At 69.1% G+C, this 21,481-nt stretch carries 21 protein-coding genes, 2 pseudogenes and 1 riboswitch; of the genes and pseudogenes, 16 read left to right on the forward strand and 7 right to left on the reverse strand.

The window, feature by feature from the left end; translation table 11 throughout:
• Positions 1-244: 244 nt before the first annotated feature.
• The 3 genes and pseudogenes from RI03_RS18470 to RI03_RS18480 all read left to right on the forward strand — a co-directional run bounded on the left by RI03_RS18470 (position 245) and on the right by RI03_RS18480 (position 2,352).
• Complete coding sequence (locus RI03_RS18470) at positions 245-835, forward strand: NADPH-dependent FMN reductase (protein ID WP_010161762.1); 591 nt, start codon at positions 245-247, stop codon at positions 833-835.
• Positions 828-2,026, forward strand: a pseudogene (locus tag RI03_RS25410) (molybdopterin-dependent oxidoreductase). The gene RI03_RS18470 and the pseudogene RI03_RS25410 overlap by 8 nt, the downstream one beginning before the upstream one ends.
• Positions 2,023-2,352: a hypothetical protein gene (locus RI03_RS18480; RefSeq protein ID WP_010219124.1), complete on the forward strand. Its 330-nt coding sequence runs from the start codon at positions 2,023-2,025 to the stop codon at positions 2,350-2,352. Before RI03_RS25410 ends, RI03_RS18480 begins: the two are co-directional and overlap by 4 nt.
• On the opposite strand, the gene RI03_RS18485 is transcribed toward RI03_RS18480, so the two are convergent.
• From RI03_RS18485 to RI03_RS18495, 3 genes are all read right to left on the reverse strand, one after another.
• Positions 2,343-3,119 carry a TSUP family transporter gene (locus tag RI03_RS18485; protein WP_010219125.1) on the reverse strand — a complete coding sequence of 259 codons (777 nt, stop codon included), beginning with the start codon at positions 3,117-3,119 and terminating at the stop codon, positions 2,343-2,345. The two genes, RI03_RS18480 and RI03_RS18485, sit on opposite strands and share 10 nt — an antisense overlap.
• A 109-nt stretch (positions 3,120-3,228) precedes the next feature.
• Positions 3,229-4,437 carry a 23S rRNA (adenine(2503)-C(2))-methyltransferase RlmN gene (rlmN, locus tag RI03_RS18490; RefSeq protein WP_026046861.1) on the reverse strand — a complete coding sequence of 403 codons (1,209 nt, stop codon included), beginning with the start codon at positions 4,435-4,437 and terminating at the stop codon, positions 3,229-3,231.
• Between the two features lie 186 nt (positions 4,438-4,623).
• Complete coding sequence (locus tag RI03_RS18495; RefSeq protein ID WP_010219127.1) at positions 4,624-5,421, reverse strand: SDR family NAD(P)-dependent oxidoreductase; 798 nt, start codon at positions 5,419-5,421, stop codon at positions 4,624-4,626.
• Between the two features lie 154 nt (positions 5,422-5,575).
• On the opposite strand from RI03_RS18495, the gene RI03_RS18500 reads away from it, so the two are divergent.
• Entirely contained in the window at positions 5,576-6,130 is a 555-nt protein-coding gene (locus tag RI03_RS18500; protein ID WP_238542444.1) for a TetR/AcrR family transcriptional regulator, read from the forward strand.
• A 106-nt stretch (positions 6,131-6,236) separates the two neighbouring features.
• On the opposite strand, the pseudogene RI03_RS25140 reads toward RI03_RS18500, so the two are convergent.
• A pseudogene (locus RI03_RS25140) lies at positions 6,237-6,497 on the reverse strand (SDR family NAD(P)-dependent oxidoreductase); the annotation flags it as partial.
• Positions 6,498-6,608: 111 nt separating this feature from the next.
• Between RI03_RS25140 and RI03_RS18505 the strand changes: the two are divergent.
• Positions 6,609-7,577: a hypothetical protein gene (locus tag RI03_RS18505; protein ID WP_238542445.1), complete on the forward strand. Its 969-nt coding sequence runs from the start codon at positions 6,609-6,611 to the stop codon at positions 7,575-7,577.
• Between the two features lie 89 nt (positions 7,578-7,666).
• Here RI03_RS18505 and RI03_RS18510 read toward each other — a convergent pair whose 3' ends face one another.
• A complete protein-coding gene (locus RI03_RS18510; RefSeq protein ID WP_010219130.1) occupies positions 7,667-8,170 on the reverse strand; it encodes a hypothetical protein in 504 nt (167 codons plus the stop codon).
• Positions 8,167-8,841 (reverse strand): histidine phosphatase family protein, encoded by a 675-nt coding sequence (locus tag RI03_RS18515; protein WP_010219131.1) that lies wholly within the window; start codon positions 8,839-8,841, stop codon positions 8,167-8,169. Before RI03_RS18515 ends, RI03_RS18510 begins: the two co-directional genes overlap by 4 nt.
• A gap of 148 nt (positions 8,842-8,989) precedes the next feature.
• Here RI03_RS18515 and RI03_RS18520 point away from each other — a divergent pair, with 148 nt between their 5' ends.
• On the forward strand, positions 8,990-9,670 hold the full coding sequence (locus tag RI03_RS18520; protein WP_010219132.1) for an outer membrane protein: 681 nt from the start codon (positions 8,990-8,992) through the stop codon (positions 9,668-9,670).
• A gap of 172 nt (positions 9,671-9,842) precedes the next feature.
• On the forward strand, positions 9,843-10,955 hold the full coding sequence (gene dnaN, locus RI03_RS18525; protein ID WP_010219134.1) for a DNA polymerase III subunit beta: 1,113 nt from the start codon (positions 9,843-9,845) through the stop codon (positions 10,953-10,955).
• A gap of 46 nt (positions 10,956-11,001) precedes the next feature.
• On the opposite strand, the gene cobU is transcribed toward dnaN, so the two are convergent.
• A complete protein-coding gene (cobU, locus tag RI03_RS18530; protein WP_010219136.1) occupies positions 11,002-11,523 on the reverse strand; it encodes a bifunctional adenosylcobinamide kinase/adenosylcobinamide-phosphate guanylyltransferase in 522 nt (173 codons plus the stop codon).
• Between the two features lie 27 nt (positions 11,524-11,550).
• Positions 11,551-11,752, forward strand: a riboswitch (cobalamin riboswitch).
• A 132-nt stretch (positions 11,753-11,884) separates the two neighbouring features.
• On the opposite strand from cobU, the gene RI03_RS18535 reads away from it, so the two are divergent.
• Genes RI03_RS18535 through cobT form a run of 9 tightly spaced genes read left to right on the forward strand, consistent with a single transcriptional unit; the run spans position 11,885 to position 21,481 of the window.
• Complete coding sequence (locus RI03_RS18535) at positions 11,885-13,819, forward strand: TonB-dependent receptor plug domain-containing protein (protein ID WP_010219137.1); 1,935 nt, start codon at positions 11,885-11,887, stop codon at positions 13,817-13,819.
• 7 nt (positions 13,820-13,826) lie between these two features.
• Entirely contained in the window at positions 13,827-14,957 is a 1,131-nt protein-coding gene (locus RI03_RS18540; RefSeq protein ID WP_010219138.1) for an aminotransferase class I/II-fold pyridoxal phosphate-dependent enzyme, read from the forward strand.
• Entirely contained in the window at positions 14,954-15,565 is a 612-nt protein-coding gene (gene cobO, locus RI03_RS18545; protein ID WP_010219139.1) for a cob(I)yrinic acid a,c-diamide adenosyltransferase, read from the forward strand. The genes RI03_RS18540 and cobO overlap by 4 nt, the downstream gene beginning before the upstream one ends.
• Positions 15,562-16,383 carry an ABC transporter substrate-binding protein gene (locus RI03_RS18550; RefSeq protein ID WP_010219140.1) on the forward strand — a complete coding sequence of 274 codons (822 nt, stop codon included), beginning with the start codon at positions 15,562-15,564 and terminating at the stop codon, positions 16,381-16,383. Before cobO ends, RI03_RS18550 begins: the two co-directional genes overlap by 4 nt.
• Entirely contained in the window at positions 16,380-17,342 is a 963-nt protein-coding gene (locus RI03_RS18555) for a FecCD family ABC transporter permease (RefSeq protein WP_010219141.1), read from the forward strand. Before RI03_RS18550 ends, RI03_RS18555 begins: the two co-directional genes overlap by 4 nt.
• Positions 17,339-18,109, forward strand: coding sequence for an ABC transporter ATP-binding protein (locus RI03_RS18560; RefSeq protein ID WP_010219142.1), 771 nt, complete (start codon positions 17,339-17,341; stop codon positions 18,107-18,109). The genes RI03_RS18555 and RI03_RS18560 overlap by 4 nt, the downstream gene beginning before the upstream one ends.
• An 11-nt stretch (positions 18,110-18,120) precedes the next feature.
• The gene (gene cbiB / locus RI03_RS18565) at positions 18,121-19,017 is read left to right on the forward strand and encodes an adenosylcobinamide-phosphate synthase CbiB (RefSeq protein ID WP_037515617.1); all 897 of its coding nucleotides are present in this window, start codon (positions 18,121-18,123) and stop codon (positions 19,015-19,017) included.
• Positions 19,005-20,465: a cobyric acid synthase gene (locus RI03_RS18570; protein WP_010219144.1), complete on the forward strand. Its 1,461-nt coding sequence runs from the start codon at positions 19,005-19,007 to the stop codon at positions 20,463-20,465. The genes cbiB and RI03_RS18570 overlap by 13 nt, the downstream gene beginning before the upstream one ends.
• Positions 20,462-21,481, forward strand: a complete 1,020-nt coding sequence (cobT, locus tag RI03_RS18575) for a nicotinate-nucleotide--dimethylbenzimidazole phosphoribosyltransferase (protein ID WP_010219145.1) — start codon at positions 20,462-20,464, stop codon at positions 21,479-21,481. The genes RI03_RS18570 and cobT overlap by 4 nt, the downstream gene beginning before the upstream one ends.

The following is a 21,481-nucleotide window of genomic DNA, read 5'->3' on the forward strand; positions in this document are numbered from 1 at the left end:
CAGCAGATCCCGACAGGACGAACGAGTGTATTATCTGTGTATGACAGATCGCGCAAGCAGGGGGACAGCATCGCGGGCTTTTAGCAGGCCCGGTGCCCTGGCGCGAGCAATGTTGCGCATGCCGGTATGACACCGCAGTCAGAGGGGCAGTCAGAGGGGCAGTCAGAGGCATTGAGACAATTGCCCTGCCGGGCTATTGAGCGCGCTCCCGGTCCGTTTGGACCCAGCCGAAAGCCTTGCCCCGATGGCCGAACCCGTATCCGATCAGCCCCTCGTCGTCGGGATCGGCGGGACGATCGGCGGTATCTCCTCGACCGAACGCGCGCTGCGCATCGCGCTCGACGCGGCGGGGCGCGAAGGCTTCCGCACCCGCATGTTCGGCGGCGCGGACATGGCGCGGCTCCCGCTCTACGATCCCAAGGCAACGACCCGCACCCCCGACGAAACCGAATTCGTCGACACGATCCGCCAGGCATCCGCAATCATCATCGCGTCGCCCGGCTATCACGGCAGCATCTCGGGCGTGGTCAAGAACGCGCTCGACCTGCTCGAGGAAACCGCGCGCGACCCGCATCGCCAGTACCTTGCGGACATGCCGGTCGGCCTGATCGCGACCGCTTATGGCTGGCAGGCGACCGGCAGCACGATCGCCGCGCTGCGCTCGATCGTCCACGCTTTGCGCGGCTGGCCGACGCCGTTCGCGGCTGCGGTCAACACGCAGCTCACCAAGTTCGACGAGGATGGCGGCGCGAACGATGCCGCGGTGATCGAACAGCTCTCGCTGGTCGGCAAGCAGGTCGCGCGGTTCGTGCCGGTGGCGATCCAGCATGGCTGAGCCCGTCGACCGTCGCGCCGCGCTCGCGCTCGGGGGCCTCGGCGTCGGCGCGCTCGCCAGCGCACCGCTCTGGGCGCAGGCGATGGTCGACCTCGGTCTCTCGGACGGCACCGGCCAGCGCGCGCTGACCAACGCCTTCCCCGGCAAGACGGGGATGATCCTGCAACGCAGCCGTGCGCCCCTGCTGGAAACCCCGATGGCGGCGTTCGACGGCGCGCTCGGCGACGATCCGTTCACCCCGAACGACCGTTTCTACGTCCGCTGGCATTATGCCGACATTCCGCTGTCGGTCGATGCGGCGGCGTTCCGGCTCAGGATCGGCGGCGCGGTCAAGCGCGCGACGTCCTTGTCGCTGACCGACATCCAGGCGATGCCCAGGGTCGAGGTGGCGGCGGTCAACCAGTGTTCGGGCAATTCGCGCGGGCTGTTCGCCCCGCGCGTGCCGGGTGCGCAATGGGGCAATGGCGCGATGGGCAATGCGCGCTGGACCGGCGTGCGGCTGCGCGACCTGCTCGACCGCGCGGGCGTCGCGCCGGGCGTGGTGCAGGTGAAGCTCTCTGGGCTCGACCAGGCCCCGGGCGAGGCACCGCATTTCGCCAAATCGCTCGCGCTCGACCATGCGCGCACGACGACGTGATCGTCGCCTACGGGATGAACGGCGCCGCGCTCCCGCTGCTCAACGGCTTCCCGCTGCGGCTGATCGTCCCGGGCTATTATTCGACCTACTGGATCAAGGCGCTCGACTCGATCGAACTGCTGACCGCGCCCGACACCGGCTATTGGATGGAAAAGGCGTATCGCATCCCCGCGACCGCCGACGCGGGCGTGCAGCCCGGCGCGAAGGATTTCGCGACCGTCCCGATCGGCCGGATGCCGCCGCGCGCCTTCTTCACCCGCACCACGCCGCAGGAAGCGCGCGGGATCGCGCTGGGCGGCGACGCGGGAGTCGCGAAGGTCGAGGTTTCGCTCGACGGCGGGCGAAGCTGGAAGCCGGCGCAGCTCGGGCCGGATCACGGCCCCTACAGCTTCCGCCGCTGGGCGATACCGCTCGCGGGCCTGCCGCGCGGATCGCACGAGATCGCGGTGCGCACCGTCAACACGCGCGGCGTAGGCCAGAAGGCCACGCCGATCTGGAACCCCGGAGGCTATATGCGCAGCAGCATCGAAACCGCGCGCGTGGTGGTGGCATGACGCGTGCGCCGCTCGTCGCGCTGCTGCTGCTCGGCGCGTGCCAGCGTGCGCCCGAGGCAACCCCCGCGCCCACCGCGATCGCGCTGACGTCGCAGTCGATCACGCTCCCGCCCGAGACCGCGACGCTCCCCGCAAGCGCGGAGATCCTGACGACCAACTGCACCGCCTGCCATTCGGCCGAGCAGTTGCTGACGCAGCCGAAGCTCGACGCCAAGACCTGGACGACCGAGATCGGCAAGATGCGCACCGCCTACAAGGCCTCGATCGACCCGAAGGACGACCCCAGGATCCTCGCCGCGCTGCTGACGCTCCCAAATCAGAAATAGGCGCGCGCGAAGAACACGATCGTCGTCGCGGCGGTGACGAACAGCGTCCACCCGCGCACCAGCCCGGGGGACAGCCGCTTGCCGACGATCGCGCCGATCCACCCGCCGACGATCGCGCCGACGAGCATCGGCACCGCCGCCGCCCACGCGACCAGCCCGCCTGCGATGAACACGATCGCGGCGGCGGCATTGGCGAGCGCGAGCATCAGCGTGCGCGGCGCAAACAGCGCGCGCGGCGACACCCCCGCGAGCAACCCGTAGATCGCGGTCGTCATCAACCCGACCCCGCCGCCGAAATAGCCGCCATACACCCCGAGCAACGTCTGCGCCGCGATCAGCGTCCGCTGCCCGATCGCGACGCGGCTGTGGAGCGCATCCGCCGCCTGGCGGCCGAACGCGATCACGACGAACGCGAACAGCAGCAGCCACGGGATGATCAGGTCGAACGCGCGCGTCGGCGTCACGACGAGCAGCGCGCTCCCCGCCAGCCCGCCGACGAAGGTGATCGCCCCGAGCAGCCACACATTGACCCCGCCGACCGGCTGAAGCTCCTTGCGAAACGCCCAGGCGCTCGTCCCGGCCCCCGGCAGCAGCGCGACGTTCGAAGTCGCATTGGCGGTATTGGCGGGCAGCCCGAGCGCGATCAGCGCGGGGAGCGTCGCGAACGTGCCCCCGCCCGCCAGCGCGTTCATCGCGCCGCCGAGGATGCCCGCGCCCGCGGACAGGCCGATTGTCGTCAGGGTCACCGCGCCTCCGTCCTGCCGCATCTTGTGCCGGACGCCTGTGCCGCAGCGGGCGGATCGAGGCAAGATATAGGGGTGGGTTCATCGACGGCGGGTTGTGGGACCGGCACGGGCCGCGAAACCCCACGCCCCTTTACCCCAGCGCCGCCTGCTTCTCCTCCGCAAGCCGATCGAGCTCGGCGCGCGTCTTCTTCTCGCTCGCGGTCTTGAGCTGCCCGCAGGCCGCATCGATGTCGCGCCCGCGCGGGGTACGGACCGGCGCGCTGATCCCCGCATCGAACACGATGTTCGAAAACGCCTTGATCCGCTCCGGCGTCGAGCACTCATACGGCGCCCCCGGCCACGGGTTGAACGGGATCAGATTGACCTTCGCCGGCAGATCATAAAGTTTAAGCAACCGCACCAGCTCGCGCGCATCCGCGTCGCTGTCGTTCTTGTCCTTGAGCATCACATATTCGAACGTGATCCGCCGCGCGTTGTTCGCGCCCGGATAGTCCGCGCACGCCTGCAGCACCTGTTCGAGCTTGTACTTGCGGTTGATCGGGACGATCTCGTCGCGGATCTCGTTGGTGACGGCATGGAGCGACACCGCGAGGTTGACCGAAATCTCCTCGCCCGCGCGCGCCATCAGCGGCACCACGCCCGAGGTCGAAAGCGTGATCCGGCGGCGCGACAGGCCGATCCCGTCGCCGTCCATCACGATCTTCAACCCGTCGCGGACATTGTCGAAATTGTAGAGCGGCTCGCCCATTCCCATCATCACGATGTTGGTGAGCATCCGCCCCTCGGGCTGGCTCGGCCATTCGCCCAAAGCATCGCGCGCGAGCATCACCTGCCCGACGATCTCGCTCGGGGTCAGGTTGCGCACCAGCCGCATCGTGCCGGTGTGGCAGAAGCGGCAGTTGAGCGTGCAGCCGACCTGGCTCGACACGCACAAAGTGCCGCGGTCCGCATCGGGGATGAACACCATCTCGTAATCATTGCCGTCGTCGGTCCGCAGCAACCACTTGCGAGTCCCGTCGGTCGACACCTGCGCCTCGACCACTTGCGGGCGGCTGATCGTGAAGCGCTGCTCGAGCCACGGCTGCATCGTCTTCGAGATGTCGGTCATCAGCGAAAAGTCGGTGACGCCGCGATTGTAGATCCAGTGCCACAATTGCTTCGCGCGCAGCTTCGCCTGCTTGGGGTCGAGCTGCGAGGTCTCGAGCGCCATCCGCAGATCGGGCTTGGACAGGCCGAGCAGATCGATCCGCCCGTCGCTGCGCGGCACCAATGCGCGCGGCACGGGTACAGGGTCGATATGCCCCGGGATGGGCATGGAGAAGGCTGGTGCTGTCTGCATGGGGCGCACATAGGGCAAAACGCACGGTTTTTCTACTCCCCGTACGGCGGGAACGCGCACGGCAGGCCAGCGCGGCTGCCGCCCGCGCTCGGGCCGGCCCCCTGGCGGCGCGATCACCGGAGGAACCGGAAGAACGAAGCCGCGACTCGGCACGAACTTCCGGGACCTGCTTAGATTAGGACCTCTTCAAACAGCCGGGGCGTAGCGCGGTGCCGGACTGCCGACCTGCGTGGCACCAAATAGCGCATCCTGCGCGTCGTCATAGGCGGTCCAGAGTTGGGCGTCGTGGACCGAAGGAAGCGTCACCGCCTCGCCCGCATCGAACCCGGCGAGCGCAGCATCGACCAGATTCTCCGCCGTCATGACGACCGCAGGATCGAGCGCCGAAAGCGGAAGACCGGCCTGGTCGTAGAATTCGGTGACCGTAGCGGCCGGAAGGACTACCTGGACGCGAACGCCGGTCCCCTGCAACTCGCCTTGCAGCCCACGGCTGAACATCACCACGTAGCTCTTCGTCGCGCTGTACAGCGTCGTGATGGGAAGCGCGTGCAGCGCCATGACCGACGCGATGTTGATGATCGCACCGGCATTCCGCTTCACGAACGCAGGCAGGACGGCGCGAGCCAGCCGGGTAGGCGCGACGAGGTTGAGCGCGATCGTCGAGGCCGTATCCGCATCGGACATGTCGAGGGTACCGCTCAGCTTGCCATTGCCCGCGTTGTTCACCAGCAGCGCGATCCGCTCGTCGGAGCGGAGCAGCTGCTCGACCCGTGCAAGACCTGTTTCGTCGGTAAGGTCGGCCTCGATCGCCTGGACCTCGACGTTGTGCGCCGCCGACAAGGTTTCCGCCAGCATTCGCAAGCGATCGATCCGGCGCGCCACCAGCACGAGATCATAGCCGCGCGCGGCGAGGCGATCGGCGTACACCGCACCGATGCCAGAGGATGCCCCGGTGATGACGGCGATGGGATTGGCTGACGGCATTGGTATCACCTCAGTATTCTTTAACGGTCATAAAAGAATGGAGTGGTTGCTTCCGCCTGTCAATCGTTGTTTAACGGGCATTATGGAAACCCCGTCAAACCGACCGAGTGGAAGACCCCGCGGGTTCGACCGGGACGCAGCGTTGGACAGCGCCATGCGTCTGTTCTGGCGGCACGGTTATGAGGGTGTATCGTTCCAGCAGCTCACGGCGGAGCTGGGCGTCGCGGCACCCAGCCTGTATGCCGCGTTCGGCAACAAGGCGGCGCTCTATCGCGAAGCGCTCGACCGGTACGCAGATTTCCGCGGAGCCTCCGATCTGTCGTTCATGGATGCGGCGGGGTCGCTTCGGGAGGCGGTGCACCTCGTGCTCGACGGCACCGCCCGGGGATTGCTCGATCCGAAGGGAGAGATCGGCTGCATGCTCAACACCGGGATGATCGCCAGCCATCCGGACCATGCCGAGCTTGCGCAGGAACTCGTCCAACGTCGTGCCGCCTTCCGCACCTTGCTGGCGGAGAAACTGCGGCAGTGGCTGACGGCAGAGCCCGCGGAGCGTCTGTCGCGGTTCATCACGGCGATCATGCAGGGTTTGGCCATCCAGGCGCGGGACGGGTACAGTCTGGCGGAACTGCAAGCGGCCGTGAGCGTCTCGCTCGACGCCGTGCCGGCCACCGCTCCGCTCGAAGCCGGACAGACTTCGATCGATTGAAGATACCGTGCGCGATACTGGTCCTGGAACATCCTGCCCCTCGATCGGCGAACGGCGAGAAGGCTCCGCCGGCCGCATCGGGAAGGCCGTCGAAGACGTTTGGCACCAAGGGGGTGTCGGCGCTGCCCGGCAAGACGACGTTCACGCGGATGCCGCGGCCCGTCAGATCGTTCGTCCGGCTCCGTGCAACGGAGCGAACCGCCGCCTTGCTGGCATGATACAGCGACTGGGACGGATACGCCTCGGACCCCGCAATCGAACCGTTGCCGACGATCACGCCACGAGGAGTTGCGCGGATGCCAGGCCGATGCCGTCGCTGCCGCCTTGTGAGGAAGACTGGCCGCCTGGTTCCCCGCAAGTGTCCCACACCTCAAATCTGTCACGCCGCGCCTATCCGGCATTTCACCATCGTGCGGGAAGGGTTTGTCGGCCCCTCCTGATCCCGCTATTCGTCCCGCCGGGTCGGGGGGACGGACGAATGACGGTACTTGCAAAGACGAACTGGTGCATGCTGATCGGCATCGGCCTGATGACGGCGTCGTGCAGCGGCAGCGGCAGCGGCGGGGGCGGCGATGTCGCGGTCGTCCCGGCCGGACCATCGGGAGCCGCCCCCACACCCACCCCCTCGCCGACACCCACGCCCACACCCCAGCCAAGCTATGCCGCGGCGTCGGACTTCACGCGTGATCGCGTCTTCACCGCGATCGGCTACACGTTGCAGCAACCCCGCGGGGCGTCCCCGTTGACACGCCTCGATCAGGAGTCGGCAGCGCAGGGGTTCGATTTCACGGTGGCGACGCGGCAGTACAAGGCCCGCTACGGCAGCGCGGCGCTCACGGTCGGCACGCAAGTGCAGGGAAGCGGGAGCGCGTCCTACGACTCATCCGACGGTTCACCGCAAAGCTTTACCCGCAAGCCGGTCTATCTCGGATACGATGCCAATGTCCCCGGGCTCGGACTGACCTATGCCGGCTATGTCACGTGGCAGGATCCGACCGACCCCGACAATCGCGTGCTGCGCTATCTGCTGTTCGGTGCGCGGACGCTTGCGAGCGACCTTCCCACTGCGGGGACCGTGGTCCTGCGCGGGCAGTCCACCCTCACCTCGACCTTCGTTTATGGCGGCACCGGCGCGACGGCGTCGCTCGCGATCGACTATGGCGCGCGGTCGGTCAGCGGCAGCACCGCTTTCTATCCCGCGTCGCTGGGGGGAACGGGCTCGTCCATCTACGGCCCGCCCGTCACCCCACAGCCGATCACGCTGGTCGGCGTGGTCGATCCGTCGACCGGCCGGGTCAGCGGCACCGCGACCTACACCGCCTCGGGCGCGACGGGCAGCTTCGAAGGCGCGCTGTACGGCCCGCGCGGGACCGAGGTCGCGCTGATCGTCACGATCACGGCGGCTGACGGGACGGTCTATTACGGCCTCGTCGGCGCGCAGGCGTGAATCACGGTATTTCGCCAATATAACAATAGCTTAGATGAGACGCCCGTGCCCGGTCCGTGCAACCTTCGCTGCGTTCGCCGCGCCGCCCGTTACCGGCCGAGACAGGCAATCGCCGCCGCATCGATCGCGGTCGCCGCGCCCTTCAGCGCATAGACGTCCGCAAACGGCCCCCCGGCCTGCCCCAGCGTCTCGACGCTCATGCTCCGGCTGGAGCGGATCGCCGAGACGATCGCGGCGTCGGTCCGCGCATCGGGCGCCCACGCGTCGGCAGCGGTCGCGGTCAGGTCGAAGCGGCGGTCCCCGACCGACAGCGTGACGCGCGCCTGGCGATCGCGCTCCCGGCTCAGCCGGATATGGAGCTGGTTCCGCACCCGTCCCGCTCCAGCCTCCTGCCCCGGCCAGCTCGCGATGCTCGCGAAGGGCCGCCAGCGCGACGCGCCGCCCGCGCGCACCGGCTCGGCGATCGCGAAGCAGCGGCGCGGCGCGGAGTCGCTGAACGCGCCCCACCGGTCGAACACGCCGAGCGTCTCGCGCGCCCCCGCCCCCGCCGGGAGCGCGGCCAACGCCAGCACCGCCAGCAGCCGCCGGATCACGCGGGCGCATGCCCCGCGCCGCGATGGACCAGCGTCTCGACTCCGCGCTCGATCAGCACGATCGAGCCCTGCGGCAACCCGGGCAATGCGGGCGCGCCATAGCCCGGCAGGTCCGCGCCCCCGGTCATCACCCCGCGCAGCACCCGGCTGGAGACGCCGTGCATGATGACGAGCCGGTCGCCCGGATCGGCGTCGGTATCCGCGAGCCAGCCCGATACGCGTGCGGCGATCGCGGGATAGTGTTCGCCGCCCGGGGCGGGATGCAGCAGCCCGGTCTCGCGATCCACGACCTTCAGCCCTTCCGCCGCGAGATCGGCATAATAGCGCCCCGCCCAGTCGCCGGTGCCGATCTCGACCAGCCGTGAATCGGTGTGCGCGCCGTGCCAGTCGAGCTCGAGATGCTCCGCGATCACCGCGAGCGTCTGCAATGCGCGCCCGGTCGGCGAGGCCCACAAGGTCAGTGCGGGCTTGGCGCCCAATTTCTGCCGCAACACCCGCCCCATTTCGTCCGCCTGCGCGAAACCAGCGCGGGTCAGCGGCGTGTGCGGGTGCTCGCCCTGCAGGCGCCCTGCGGCGTTGAAGACGGTTTCGCCGTGCCGCGCAATGTAATCGCGGCCGCCGCGTGGCGACTTCGGGGCGGTTTGCGACAGTATCGGGGCGTTGGAATTCATGGGCGTTCCTTCAACCCCGTGTGGCGCAATAGCAACGGTTTTCCGTGTTTATCTGAGGTTCATGCAAGGCCTTCGGCGGGCGCCTATCTGAGCCTTCCCCGCTGCTAAGGATTTGGAACCGGCGGGCGAACACCATGGAGTTACCCCAATGCGCAAGATCGTCCTCACCGCCGCCACCGCCGTTCTCGGCCTCGGCATGGCTGCCCCCGCACTGGCCCAGGACGGCCCGCCCACCAATTCCCCCGACCGCGCGTTCAACGGCCCGCGTGCCGGCGTCCTGCTCGGCTATGACAAGCTGCAGCCCGGCAGCACCGACGGATCGAGCATCCGCGGCGACCGCGGTGCCGACGGCCTGACCTATGGCGGCGACATCGGCTATGACATCGACAACGGCGGCCGCTTCGTGTTCGGCGTCGAAGGCGAAGTCACCGGGTCGACCAGCAAGGTCACCAACAACCCGGTCGATGCAGCCGCGCTCGGCTACGGCCGCGTCAAGGCCGGTCGTGACTTCTATGCCGGCGCGCGCGTCGGCTACAAGCTTCAGCCGACCACGCTGCTGTACGTCAAGGGCGGCTACACCAACGCCCGCCTCGATCTGACCGCGAACAACGGCACGGTCACCACCGGCCAGCATTACACGCTGGACGGCTACCGGGTCGGCGCAGGCGTCGAGCAGGCGATCACGGCGCGCACCTATGCCAAGCTCGAATATCGCTATTCGAACTACGGCAACGCACGTCTTGAGTTCGCGAATGGTGCCAACACCAACAACTTCAGCGTCGACACGGACCGTCACCAGGTTCTCGCCGGCGTTGGCTTCCGCTTCTGATTCGGTTGCTTACGACCGGAAACGAGACGGCCCACGGCTGATTTAGCTGCGGGAAAGAGGGGTCGGGGCGCTTGCTCCGGCCCCTTTTATGTTTAAGGAAAGGCACACGGCGAATTGCCCCCGGTGCGCACCGGAACGGGCTAAAAATGGGGCGGCGGCCCGGGGGAACGGCATGAAGGCGACGATCGAACGCGCAACCTTGTTGAAGGGGCTCAGCCACGTCCAGTCGGTGGTCGAGCGGCGCAATACCATTCCAATCCTGTCCAACGTGCTGATCGAGGCGACTGCCGAGGGCGGCCTCAAGCTGATGGCGACCGATCTGGATCTCCAGATCAACGAGACGATCGCAGCCGCGGTCGACCAGCCGGGCTCGACCACCGTGTCGGCGCACACCTTGTTCGACATCGCACGCAAGCTGCCCGAGGGAAGTCAGGTCTCGCTCAGCGCGGCCGAGGGCAAGATGACGATCATGGCGGGACGCGCCAAGTTCCAGCTCGGCACGCTGCCGCGCGACGATTTCCCGGTGATTGCCGAGGGCGAGCTCCCGGTCAGCTTCGAGCTGCCAGCCGAGACGCTCAAGCAGATCATCGACAAGACGCGCTTCGCGATCTCGACCGAGGAAACGCGTTATTATTTGAACGGCATCTTCTGGCACGTGTCGGAGGATCCGCTCCCCGTTCTCAAGGCCGCCGCGACCGACGGCCACCGTCTTGCGCGCGTGACCATGCCGCGGCCGGATGGCGCGGAGTCGATGCCCGACATCATCATCCCACGGAAGTGCATCGCCGAGCTGCGCAAGCTGCTCGACGAGATCGACGGCTCGGTCGGCGTGTCGATGTCGCCGACCAAGATCCGCTTCGATCTGGGCCAGGCGCTGCTGACGTCCAAGCTGATCGACGGGACTTTCCCGGACTACAGCCGCGTCATCCCGACGGGCAACGACAAGATCCTCAAGATCGACCCGCGCAGCTTCGAGGAAGGCGTCGACCGCGTCTCGACGATCGCGACCGAGAAGACCCGCGCGGTCAAGATGGCGCTCGACCGCGACAAGATCATCCTGTCGGTCAGCTCGCCCGAAAACGGCACCGCCGCCGAGGAAGTCCCGGGCGAATACACCGCGCTGGGGTTCGAGATCGGGTTCAACAGCCGCTATCTGCTCGACATCCTCGGGCAGCTCGATGGCGACACGATCGAGGTCCACCTCGCCGATGCCGCCGCGCCGACGTTGATCCGCGAGAATGACAAGTCGGCGGCGCTGTACGTCCTGATGCCGATGCGCGTCTGAGGACGCGGTCTCGTTCTCCTGCGCTGGCGGGAGAACGAGACCACGTCTAGCGCGTCCCGCCAAAGGGTTGCAGCGGCAAAACCAGTCCCGCCGCGACAAAATAGGACGCGTCCACCTGCGCCGCGACCGCCTGGTTGAGCCGCCCCGCGGCGTCGCGGAACCTCCGGCCCAGCGGATGCTCGGGCACGATCCCCAGCCCGACCTCGTTGCTCACGATCATTACCGGCAGCGGCGTTCCGGCGATCGCGGCGAGCAGATCCGCGGTACGGCGAGCAATGTCATGCTCCCCCAGCATCAGGTTCGACAGCCACAACGTCAGGCAATCGACCAGTACCGCGCCGGCCCCGACCGCGCCAATCGCCTCGGGGAGCGCGAGCGGGCATTCCACCGTCCGCCACCGCGCGCCGCGATCCGCCTGGTGCCGGGCTATGCGATCCGCCATCTCGTCGTCGCGGCCCTCCCCGGTCGCAAGATAGGTCAGCGGCCCGTCGCACGCCTCCGCCGCCTGCTGCGCAAGCCGGCTCTTGCCCGACCGTGCGCCGCCCAGGAATAGTGTCGATCGTGCCACGGCTTGCCCTTGTCCAACGCGCGTTCTAGACGCGCAGCTGCGACAGGTTCCCAGAGATGGGATGAAAAGGGAACCCGGAAGCGAGCGCAGGCTCGTCATCCGGGGCTGTCCCCGCAACTGTGACCGGCGAGTCTTGCCCCTTCGTGCGCCACTGGATCTCCGGATCCGGGAAGGCCGGGCAAGATGAGGACCCGGAAGCCAGGAGACCTGCCTGTCGCGGTTGTCCTTCGTCCGGCCGGGGAGTGCCGAGCGATCGAGGGTTTCCTCGCGAGACGACATGGTTGGGGTCGTGCGTCGCGGGAAGTCGTTTTCCGGCATATCGCCATGCGTGGTCCCATGAGCTGTTGCGAAGGGGAACCATGTGAAGACCTGTACCTATCTAATCGTGCTGCCGTGCATAGCGCTTGCCGCGCCCGCGCTGGCGCAGAGCGCGCAGTCCACCACTGGGCTGGAGAAGGCCGCCGATGCCGCGCAGGAGATCGTCGTCACCGCCAACCGCGCGGCCCGCCCGGTCGATACCGTCGGCCAGTCGGTCACCGTTCTGGACACCGCCACCATCACGCAGCGCCAGGCGGTGGTCGTGGCCGACCTGCTCCGCCAGACACCCGGCGTCACCGTGGTCCGAAACGGCGGGATCGGCACCACGACCTCGGTCAGCATCCGCGGCGCGGAGAGCGACCAGACCGTCGCGCTGATCGACGGGATCAAGCTCAACGATCCGTCCGCGCCGGGCGGGGGGTTCAACTTCGGCAACCTGCTGATCGGCAATATCGCGCGGATCGAAGTGCTGCGCGGTGCGCAATCGGTGTTGTGGGGGAGCCAGGCGATCGGCGGGGTGGTCAACCTCATCACCCGCCAGCCGACCGAGAACATCGCGATCATCGCACGTGCCGAGGGCGGCGGCGATGGCACCGGGCAGGGGTTCGCCAACGTCTCGGGCAAGGCCGGGCCGGTGTCGGCGAGCTTCGGCGACGGGTATTATAGTACCGGCGGGATCTCGGCCTATGCGCCCGGCACCGAACGCGACGGGTTCCGTAGCTATGCCGCCAACGGCAGCCTCGGGATCGCGCTCGCGAGCACCGTCTCGGTCGACCTGCGGGGTTTCTACACCAACAGCCGCACCGATTTCGATGGCTTCCCGCCGCCCGACTACACGTTCGGCGACACGCGCGAATATGGCGATTCCGAACAATGGATCGGCTATGCCGGGCTCAACGCCGCGCTGTTCGACGGGCGCCTGCGCAACCGCATCGGCTATGCGCACACCGATACCGACCGCCGCAATTTCGACCCCGACAGCGACCCGACCGAGACGTTCCGCGGGCTCGGCCGCAACGACCGGATCGAATATCAGGGGACGGCGGACATCACCAAGGCGGTGTTCGCGACCTTCGGTGCCGAACGCGAGGTCTCGCGCTTTTCCTCGTCGAGCTATGGCGGCCCGGTCACGCGCGGGCGGGCGCGGTTGTTCAGCGGCTACGGCCAGCTCGCGATCACGCCGATCGCCGGGCTGACCGCGACGGGCGGCGTGCGGCATGACGACCACAACATCTTCGGCGGTGCGACGACGTTTTCGGGAAGCGGGGTCTATTCGCCCAACGCCGGCGCGACCACGCTGCGTGCGAGCTATTCCGAAGGGTTCAAGGCCCCGACGCTGTACCAGCTGCAGAGCGAATATGGGAATGCCGGCCTGACCCCGGAACGCTCGCACGGCTGGGACGCCGGGATCACGCAAAAGGCGCTGGACGGCGCGGTCGAGGCAAGCGCGACGTATTTTCACCGCAACTCGCGCGATCTCATCACCTTCGTATCGTGCGACGGACCATTGACCGGGATCTGCACCGACCGCCCGTTCGGCACTTACGACAATATCGCACGGACCCGCGCGCAGGGGGTGGAACTCACGCTGCTGCTGCGCCCGGTCGCGCCGCTGACGGTCAGCGCGAGCTACACCTATCTCGACGCGACCGATCGCTCGCCCGGTTCCGCCACGTTCGGATACACGCTCGCGCGGCGGCCGGGCCAGAGCATCACCGTCAACGCCGACTATAGCTGGACCTTCGGGCTGACGACCGGCGCGACGCTGACCTCGGTCGGCGACAGTTTCGACGATGCCGCGAACGCGCGACGGCTCGACGGCTATGTGCTCGCGGACCTGCGCGCATCCTTCCCGGTCACCAGGAAGGTCGAGGTGTACGGCCGGATCGAGAACGTGCTCGATACGCAATATCAGACGATCTACCAATATGGGCAACCCGGCCGCGCTGCCTTTGGCGGCATCCGGCTGACCTATTGACCGCCCGATGACACCCCGCGACCTCGCCCTGTTTCACGCCCACGGCGGACGGGTCGAGGCTGCGCGGGCCGCGTTCGGGGGGGCGGACTGGATCGACCTGTCGACCGGGATCGCGCCCTGGGCGTGGCCGGTGGCGGGGGTCGATCCGGGTTGGGAGCGGCTGCCCGAGCCGGGGGCGATCGCCGCACTCGAGGCGGCGGCGGCGGCGGCGTTCGGGGTGGCCGATCCGGCGCAGGTCGTCGCGGTGCCGGGGACCGACCTTGCGATGCGGGTGCTGGCACCGCTACTGGGCGCGAAACGGTCGAGCTTGGTGCGGCCGGGCTATGCGGGGCATCTGGCGGCGTGGCCGGATGCGGTGGCGGTTTTGGCGGATGCGGTGGATGCATTGGCAGGGGGTCAGGCTCTCCCCCACCCCACGCGTCACCCCGGGCTTGGCCCGGGGTCCACCGTGCCGCGCGATCAAGGGCCGGCGGATACGCACCCCGGTGGACCCCGGGCCAAGCCCGGGGTGACGGCGGGATTTGCGGAGCGCGGCGCGCTCAACGACGCCGACCTGCTGGTGCTCGCCTCGCCCGCCAATCCCGATGGACGCGTCACCGATCCCGCGCTGCTGCGCGCACTCGCGGCGACGATGACCGTCGTCGTGGACGAAGCCTATGCCGACCCCGCCCCCGCCCTCTGCCCGCACGCGAGCGACCGGCTGATCGTGCTGCGGTCGTTCGGGAAATTCTACGGGCTCCCCGGCGTGCGGCTCGGCTTCGTCGTTGCCGGTCAGAATCTTGCAACGCGTTTGCGGACGCTGCTCGGCGACTGGCCGGTCTCGTCCGCCGCGGTCGCGATCGGAACGGCGGGGTATCGCGACGACCGCTGGCGCCAGGCGCAAGCCTCGCGGATCGCGGAGACCGGCACGCTGCTCGACGAAGTGCTGCGCGACGCCGGGCTCGACCTGATCGGCCACGCGCCGTTGTTCCGACTGATTGCCTGCAAGGCGGCAACCCGCCTGTTCGAGACGCTCGCGCGCCACGCGATCCTGACCCGCCCCTTCGCCGATCAGCCCGACCGGCTCCGCATCGGCCTGCCGCGCGGTGCGGCTGGCCTCGTCCGTCTTGCCACCGCGCTTGAGGAGTTCCCACGATGACCGAGACCCCCGAGGATTTCGCCCGCCACAATGCGCGCAGCAAGCGTATCGCCGCCGCGCGCGAGCGGATGCAGGCGCGCCGCACGCTCGAGCGCGGGTTGCTGATCGTCCACACCGGCAACGGCAAGGGCAAGTCCTCCTCGGCGTTCGGGATGGCGATCCGCAGCATCGGCTGGGGGATGAAGGTCGCGATCCTGCAATATGTGAAGGGCAAGTGGGAGACGGGCGAGCGCAACTTCTTCGAGGCGCATCCCGATCTCGCGACCTTCGAGGTGATGGGCGAAGGCTTCACCTGGGACACGCAGGACCGCGAACTCGACATTGCCGCTGCGAAGGCCGCTTGGGAGCGGTCGAAGGAGATGATCCTCGACCCGGCGATCGACTTCGTGATCCTCGACGAGCTCAACATCGTGCTGCGCAACGACACGCTGCCGATCGCGGAGATCGTCGAATTTCTCAAGGACCGCCCGCTGACCAAGCATATCTGCATCACCGGGCGCGGCGCGAAGCCCGAACTGCTCGAAATTGCCGACCTCATCACCGATTTTACCGAGGTGAAGCACCCGTATAACGCAGGGTTCGCGGCGCAGAAGGGCGTGGAGTTTTGATCCGGCTGGTCGCCCTGCCCCCCACCTTGCTGATTATGGCGGCGCTGCTGGCATCGGCGGCCCCGGCGCGCCTGCCGCGGATCGTGTCGATCAACCCGTGTATCGACGCGGTGCTGGTGCGCGTCGCCGACCCTGCGCAGATTGCGGGGATCAGCCATTATTCGCAGGACCCGCGCGCGACCTCGATCCCGCTCGGCGTCGCCAACCGCTTCCGCGCGACCTCGGGGACTGCCGAGGAAGTCGTCGCGCTGCGGCCCGATGTGGTCCTGACCGGGCCGCATACCGAACCCGCGACGGTTGCCGCGCTCAAGCGGCTGCATATCCGGCTCGTCCAGTTTACGGTGCCGGAGTCGGTCGCCGAAAGCGTCGTGCAGGTCCGCGACATCGCTGCCGTGACCGGGCATGTCGAACGCGGCGTGGCGCTGGCGGCGCGGATCACGGCGGCAGCAACCCCGACCCGCGCCACGCCGCTGCCGGCGCTGATCTGGCAATCCGGCGGGCTCGTGCCCGGCAGCGGGACGCTTCCTGACGAACTGCTCCGCCGCGCGGGGTTCCGCAACATGAGCGCGGCGTACGGCCTCAAGAAATGGGACGTGCTCCCGCTCGAATATCTGATCGCCAAGCCGCCGCGCGTGCTGCTGTCGGTCGCTGCCGCCGAAGCGGGCGAGGATCGGCTGACCGCGCACCCGGCGGTCAGGCGGCTCGCGCGGCGGATCACGGTCGCGCCCTATCCGGCGCGGCTGATGAATTGCGGCGGGCCGACGATCATCGATGCGATGGCGCGGCTGAAGCAGGTCCGCCGCGGGTTCACCGCGTGACCCGGCTCAACCTCGGACTCGTCGTCGCGCTGGTCTGCGCGGCGTGCCTGTCGGTCGCGGCGGGCAAGGTGTGGGTACCGCTCGACGCGTGGACCGCCGCCGACCCGCGCTCGATCATCATCGTCGAACTGCGGCTGCCACGGACCTTGCTCGCGCTGCTGGTGGGGGGTGCGCTCGGGTTGTCGGGGGCGGTGATGCAGGGGTATCTGCGCAATCCGCTCGCCGATCCCGGCCTGTTCGGCGTGTCCTCGGGCGCGGCACTGGGCGCGGTGGTGTCGCTCTATTTCGGCTTTGCGGCGCGGCTCTGGCTGCTGCCGGGGTTCGCACTGATCGGCGCCGGGGCGACGATGGCGTTGCTCGCATTGATCGCTGGACGCTCGGGGAGTTTGATCCTGTTCACGCTCGCGGGGATGATCCTGACCAGCATCACCGGCTCGCTCACCGCACTCGCGATCAGCCTTGCGCCGACGCCGTTCGTTTCATCGCAGATCGTGACGTGGCTGATGGGCGCGCTGACCGATCGCAGCTGGGACGACGTCAAGGTTGCGCTGCCGCTGATCGTGGTCGGGAGCGCGCTGCTCGCGACGACCGCGCGGTCGCTTGATGCGCTGACGCTCGGCGAACAGGCGGCGCGCTCGGTCGGGGTCGATCCGGGGCGGCTGCAACTCGTGGTCATCGCAGGGACCGCGCTGTGCGTCGGCGCGGCGGTGGCGTCGGCGGGGGTGATCGGGTTCGTCGGGTTGATCGTGCCGCACATGGTGCGCCCGTTCGCGGGCAACCGGCCGTCCGCGATCCTGCTGCCCTCCGCGCTTGGCGGGGCGGTGTTGCTGACGGTCGCGGACAGTCTTGTCCGGCTCGCGCCGACGGTGAGCGAATTGCGGCTGGGGATTGCGATGTCGATGCTGGGCGGGCCGTTCTTCCTGTATCTGCTGATCCGCATGCGCCGGAGGCTTGCATGAGCACGCTTGCTGCCGAGGGGATCGGCCTGTCGCTGGGGGGCAAGCGTGTCCTCGATGCGGTCAGCTTCGCGTTCCGGCGCGGGCGCGTGACCGCGTTGCTCGGGCCGAACGGGGCGGGGAAAAGCACGTTGCTCGCCTGCCTCGCCGCGCTGCGTGTGCCGGATGAGGGCGCGGCGACGCTCGACGGGGCGGACGTGCAGCGGATCGACCGGCGGGTCCGTGCGCGCGCGATCGGGTTGTTGCCGCAGGCCGCCGACGTGCACTGGAACATCGACGTGTCGACGTTGGTGGGGCTCGGGCGGCTGCCGCATCGCGGGCGCTGGGGCGAGAGCGCGGCGGATCGCGATGCGGTCGCGCGCGCGCTGGCGGCGACCGACATGACCGGGCTGGCGGCGCGCGGGGTCGAGCATCTGTCGGGGGGCGAGCGCGGGCGCGCGTTGCTCGCGCGCGTGCTGGCGGGGGAGCCCGACTGGCTGCTGGCGGACGAACCGCTCGCGAGCCTCGATCCCGCGCACCAGCTTGATGTTTTGGCGCGGTTGCGGGCGATCGCGGATGCGGGGAGCGGGGTGGTGCTGGTGCTCCACGATCTCCACCTCGCGGCGCGGATCGCGGACGATGCGGTGCTGTTGCGGGGCGGCCGGGTCGTTGCTGCGGGGGCGGCCGACGATGTGCTGACCCCGCCGTTGATCGCCGAGGCGTATGGCGTGGATGTCGAGATCGGGCGGACCCCGGCGGGGCATCGCTTTATCCTGCCGATCGCGCGGTGAGCCATGCCGGGATGCTGCTCGCCATGCTGATCGCGGAGGCCGCGTTCGGCTATCCGCGTCGCTGGTGGCATCCGGTGATGGCGGCGGGGGCGCTGATCGCGGCACTCGATCGGCGGTGGAACCGGGGGGATGCGGCGTGGCAGCGGATCGGGGGCGTTGCGCTGCTGGCGGTGTTGATCGCGGTGTCTGCGGTGTTTGGCGTGGGGATCGAGCGGGGTGCAGGGCGTGGCTGGGGGCTGGTGCTGGTGGTTGCCGTGGGCACTACGGGGCTCGCGCAACGGAGCCTTCATGATCACGTCGCTGCGGTGTTGCGGCCGCTTCTTGCGGGCGACCTGCCCGCTGCACGCGCGGCGGTCGCGATGATCGTCGGGCGCGATACCGACACGCTCGACGAGGCCGGGGTCGCCACTGCCGCGATCGAAAGCCTTGCCGAAAGCTTCTGCGACGGCGTCGTCGCGCCAGCGTTCTGGTTCCTGCTGTTCGGCCTGCCCGGGCTGTTCGCGGCGAAGGCGATCAACACCGCGGATTCGATGATCGGGCATCGCACGCCGCGTTACGCATGGTTCGGCTGGGCGGCGGCGCGCGCGGATGATGCGATCAACTGGGTTCCGGCGCGGATTGCGGGGGCGTTGCTGTGTCTCGCCGGGCGGGGCGGCTGGCGGACGATGCTACGGGACGCGCCTGGTCACGCTTCGCCCAACGGCGGCTGGCCCGAGGCGGCGATGGCGGGGGTGCTCGGGCGGACGCTCGGCGGTCCGGTCCGCTACGACGGTGAACCCGCTGCGCGCGCGATCCTGGGGGATGGGCCCCTCCCCGACGCGCGCGATCTTGCGCGCGCGCTGCGCTGCTATCGGATCGCGTGCGGGTTGCTATGGCTTGTCGTCGGGGGGATCGCATGGCTGCGCTGATGTTGCAGGGGACCGGGTCGGACGTCGGCAAGTCGGTGCTGGTCGCGGGGCTGTGCCGCGTGTTCGCCAATCGCGGGCTCTTAGTCCGCCCGTTCAAGCCGCAGAACATGTCGAACAACGCCGCGGTCACTGCGGACGGCGGCGAGATCGGGCGCGCGCAGGCGTTGCAGGCGATCGCCGCGCGGGTCGCGCCGAGCGTCGACATGAACCCGGTGCTGCTCAAGCCGCAAAGCGACCGGACCTCGCAACTGGTGGTGCGCGGCAAGGCGCAGGGGACGCTGCGCGGCGGCGATTACTGGCGGCGCAAGCCCGAGCTGTTGCCCGAGGTGCTTGGTGCCTATCGGCGGTTGCGCGCCGAAGCGGATATCGTCGTCGTCGAGGGCGCGGGGTCGCCCGCTGAGATCAACCTGCGGCGCGGCGACATCGCCAACATGGGGTTTGCGCGGGCGGCGGACGTGCCGGTCGTGCTGGTCGGCGACATCGATCGCGGCGGGGTGATCGCGGCGCTGGTCGGCACGCAGGCGGTGATCGACCCCGCCGATGCCGCGATGATCCGCGGGTTCGTGATCAACAAGTTTCGCGGCGACGTGTCGCTGTTCGACGACGGGCTCTCGGCCATCACCGCACGCACCGGCTGGCGGAGCATCGGGGTGGTGCCGTGGCTTGGCGATGCGGCGCGGCTGCCAGCCGAGGATGCAGTGGCGCTCGGGCGCGACACCGGCGATGGCGCGGGGCCGCTGATCGCGGTGCCGATGCTGGCGCGGATCGCCAATTTCGACGATTTCGACGCGCTCGCGCACGAGCCCGGCGTGCGGCTCGCGATGATCCCGCCGGGCATGCCGCTGCCGGGGGATGCCGCGCTGGTCATCCTGCCGGGGACCAAGGCGACGATTGCAGATCTCGCCTTCCTGCGCGCGCAGGGGTGGGACGTGGATCTCGCCGCGCATGTCCGGCGCGGCGGGCGCGTGCTCGGGATTTGCGGCGGGTATCAGATGCTCGGGCGGACGATCGCCGACCCGGATGGGATCGAGGGCGACGCGGGGTCGGTCGCCGGGCTTGGCCTGCTCCCGGTCGATACCGTGATCCGGGGCGACAAGCGGACGCGGCCGATCACGGGGCGGTTCGTCTCGGGCGAGGCAGCGTTCGCGGGGTATGAGATCCACGCCGGGGTCACGACCGTCGACCCCGATGCCCCCGCGCTGCTCCGCTTCGCCGATGGCGCGCACGACGGCGCGACCGCGCGCGACGGGCAGATCGGCGGCTGCTACGTCCACGGCCTGTTCGACCAGCCGGACGCGCGCGCGCACCTCGTCGCCAGCCTCGGCGCGGTGTCGGACGGGCTCGACCGGCGCGAGACGATCGATGCCGCGCTGAACGCAATCGCCGCCACGCTGGAACGGGTGCTCGACGTGGCCGCACTGATCGCCATCGCAAAGGAAGCCGCATGATCGACGAACAGACGCTCTGGGACCATCTCGACGCGCTCGCCAAGCCGCGACGCAGCCTCGGCCAGCTCGAACGGCTCGCGGTGGCGCTCGCGCTGACGCAGGACCGGCGCGATCCACGCACGCGGCCCCGCCGCGTCGTGCTGTTCGCGGGCGATCACGGGTGCGTCGCGGACGGCGTGTCGGCGTGGCCGTCGGCGGTGACGGGGATGATGATCGGGACGATCCTCGCCGGACAGGCGACGAGCAACGCGCTCGCCGCGACCAACGATTGCCCGTTGCGGCTGGTCGATGTCGGGGTGGCGGGGACGCGCATGGCCGATCCGCCCGCTTTCTTCCGTGATGCGCGCGTCGGCGACGGCAGTGCCAGCCTCGCGCACGGTCCGGCGATGACCACCGCGCAGTTCGACGCCGCGTGGCAGGTCGGCGCGGACGAGGCGGACCGCGCCGTCGCGGAGCGCGCGGCGCTGCTGATCGCGGGCGAGATGGGGATCGGCAACACCACCCCCGCGGCTTGCCTGACCGCATTGCTGACCGGGCTCGATACCGACGTGGCGGTCGGGCGTGGCGCGGGCGCGGACGATGCGACGCTGGCGATCAAGGCGCGTATCGTCGCCGATGCGGTATCGCGGGCGACGCGGCTTCTCGCCGAGGATGCGACGGCGGCGATCGCCTCGGTCTGCGGCTATGAGATCGCGGCGATGGCGGGGTTTTACGCCCGTGGGGCGGCGCTCGGCTGTACGCTGCTGCTCGACGGCTATGTCGCGACCGCCGCCGCGCTGATCGCCGAGCGGCTTGCGCCCGGGACCAGGCACCGCATGATCGCGGGGCATCGCTCGGCCGAACCGGGGCACGCCGCCGCGCTTGCGGCATTGGGGCTCGATCCGGTGCTCGCATGGGAAATGCGGCTCGGCGAGGCGAGCGGCGCGCTCGTCGCATTGCCGCTGCTCGATGCCGCCGCCGCGCTATTGAACGACGTCGCGCGGCTCGATGCGATCGGCGCGGAGCGGGCGGACTGA

This window comes from Sphingomonas sp. PAMC 26621, assembly GCF_000251145.1.
Taxonomy (GTDB): domain Bacteria; phylum Pseudomonadota; class Alphaproteobacteria; order Sphingomonadales; family Sphingomonadaceae; genus Sphingomonas.

Coding starts and splice junctions, on each gene's coding strand:
- RI03_RS18470 (WP_010161762.1), top strand. CDS start 245: ATGGCCGAACCCGTATCCGATCAGCCCCTCGTCGTCGGGATCGGCGGG.
- RI03_RS18480 (WP_010219124.1), top strand. CDS start 2,023: ATGACGCGTGCGCCGCTCGTCGCGCTGCTGCTGCTCGGCGCGTGCCAG.
- RI03_RS18485 (WP_010219125.1), bottom strand. CDS start 3,119: ATGCGGCAGGACGGAGGCGCGGTGACCCTGACGACAATCGGCCTGTCC.
- rlmN (WP_026046861.1), bottom strand. CDS start 4,437: ATGCAGACAGCACCAGCCTTCTCCATGCCCATCCCGGGGCATATCGAC.
- RI03_RS18495 (WP_010219127.1), bottom strand. CDS start 5,421: ATGCCGTCAGCCAATCCCATCGCCGTCATCACCGGGGCATCCTCTGGC.
- RI03_RS18500 (WP_238542444.1), top strand. CDS start 5,576: ATGCGTCTGTTCTGGCGGCACGGTTATGAGGGTGTATCGTTCCAGCAG.
- RI03_RS18505 (WP_238542445.1), top strand. CDS start 6,609: ATGACGGTACTTGCAAAGACGAACTGGTGCATGCTGATCGGCATCGGC.
- RI03_RS18515 (WP_010219131.1), bottom strand. CDS start 8,841: ATGAATTCCAACGCCCCGATACTGTCGCAAACCGCCCCGAAGTCGCCA.
- RI03_RS18520 (WP_010219132.1), top strand. CDS start 8,990: ATGCGCAAGATCGTCCTCACCGCCGCCACCGCCGTTCTCGGCCTCGGC.
- dnaN (WP_010219134.1), top strand. CDS start 9,843: ATGAAGGCGACGATCGAACGCGCAACCTTGTTGAAGGGGCTCAGCCAC.
- RI03_RS18540 (WP_010219138.1), top strand. CDS start 13,827: ATGACACCCCGCGACCTCGCCCTGTTTCACGCCCACGGCGGACGGGTC.
- cobO (WP_010219139.1), top strand. CDS start 14,954: ATGACCGAGACCCCCGAGGATTTCGCCCGCCACAATGCGCGCAGCAAG.
- RI03_RS18560 (WP_010219142.1), top strand. CDS start 17,339: ATGAGCACGCTTGCTGCCGAGGGGATCGGCCTGTCGCTGGGGGGCAAG.
- cbiB (WP_037515617.1), top strand. CDS start 18,121: ATGCTGCTCGCCATGCTGATCGCGGAGGCCGCGTTCGGCTATCCGCGT.
- RI03_RS18570 (WP_010219144.1), top strand. CDS start 19,005: ATGGCTGCGCTGATGTTGCAGGGGACCGGGTCGGACGTCGGCAAGTCG.
- cobT (WP_010219145.1), top strand. CDS start 20,462: ATGATCGACGAACAGACGCTCTGGGACCATCTCGACGCGCTCGCCAAG.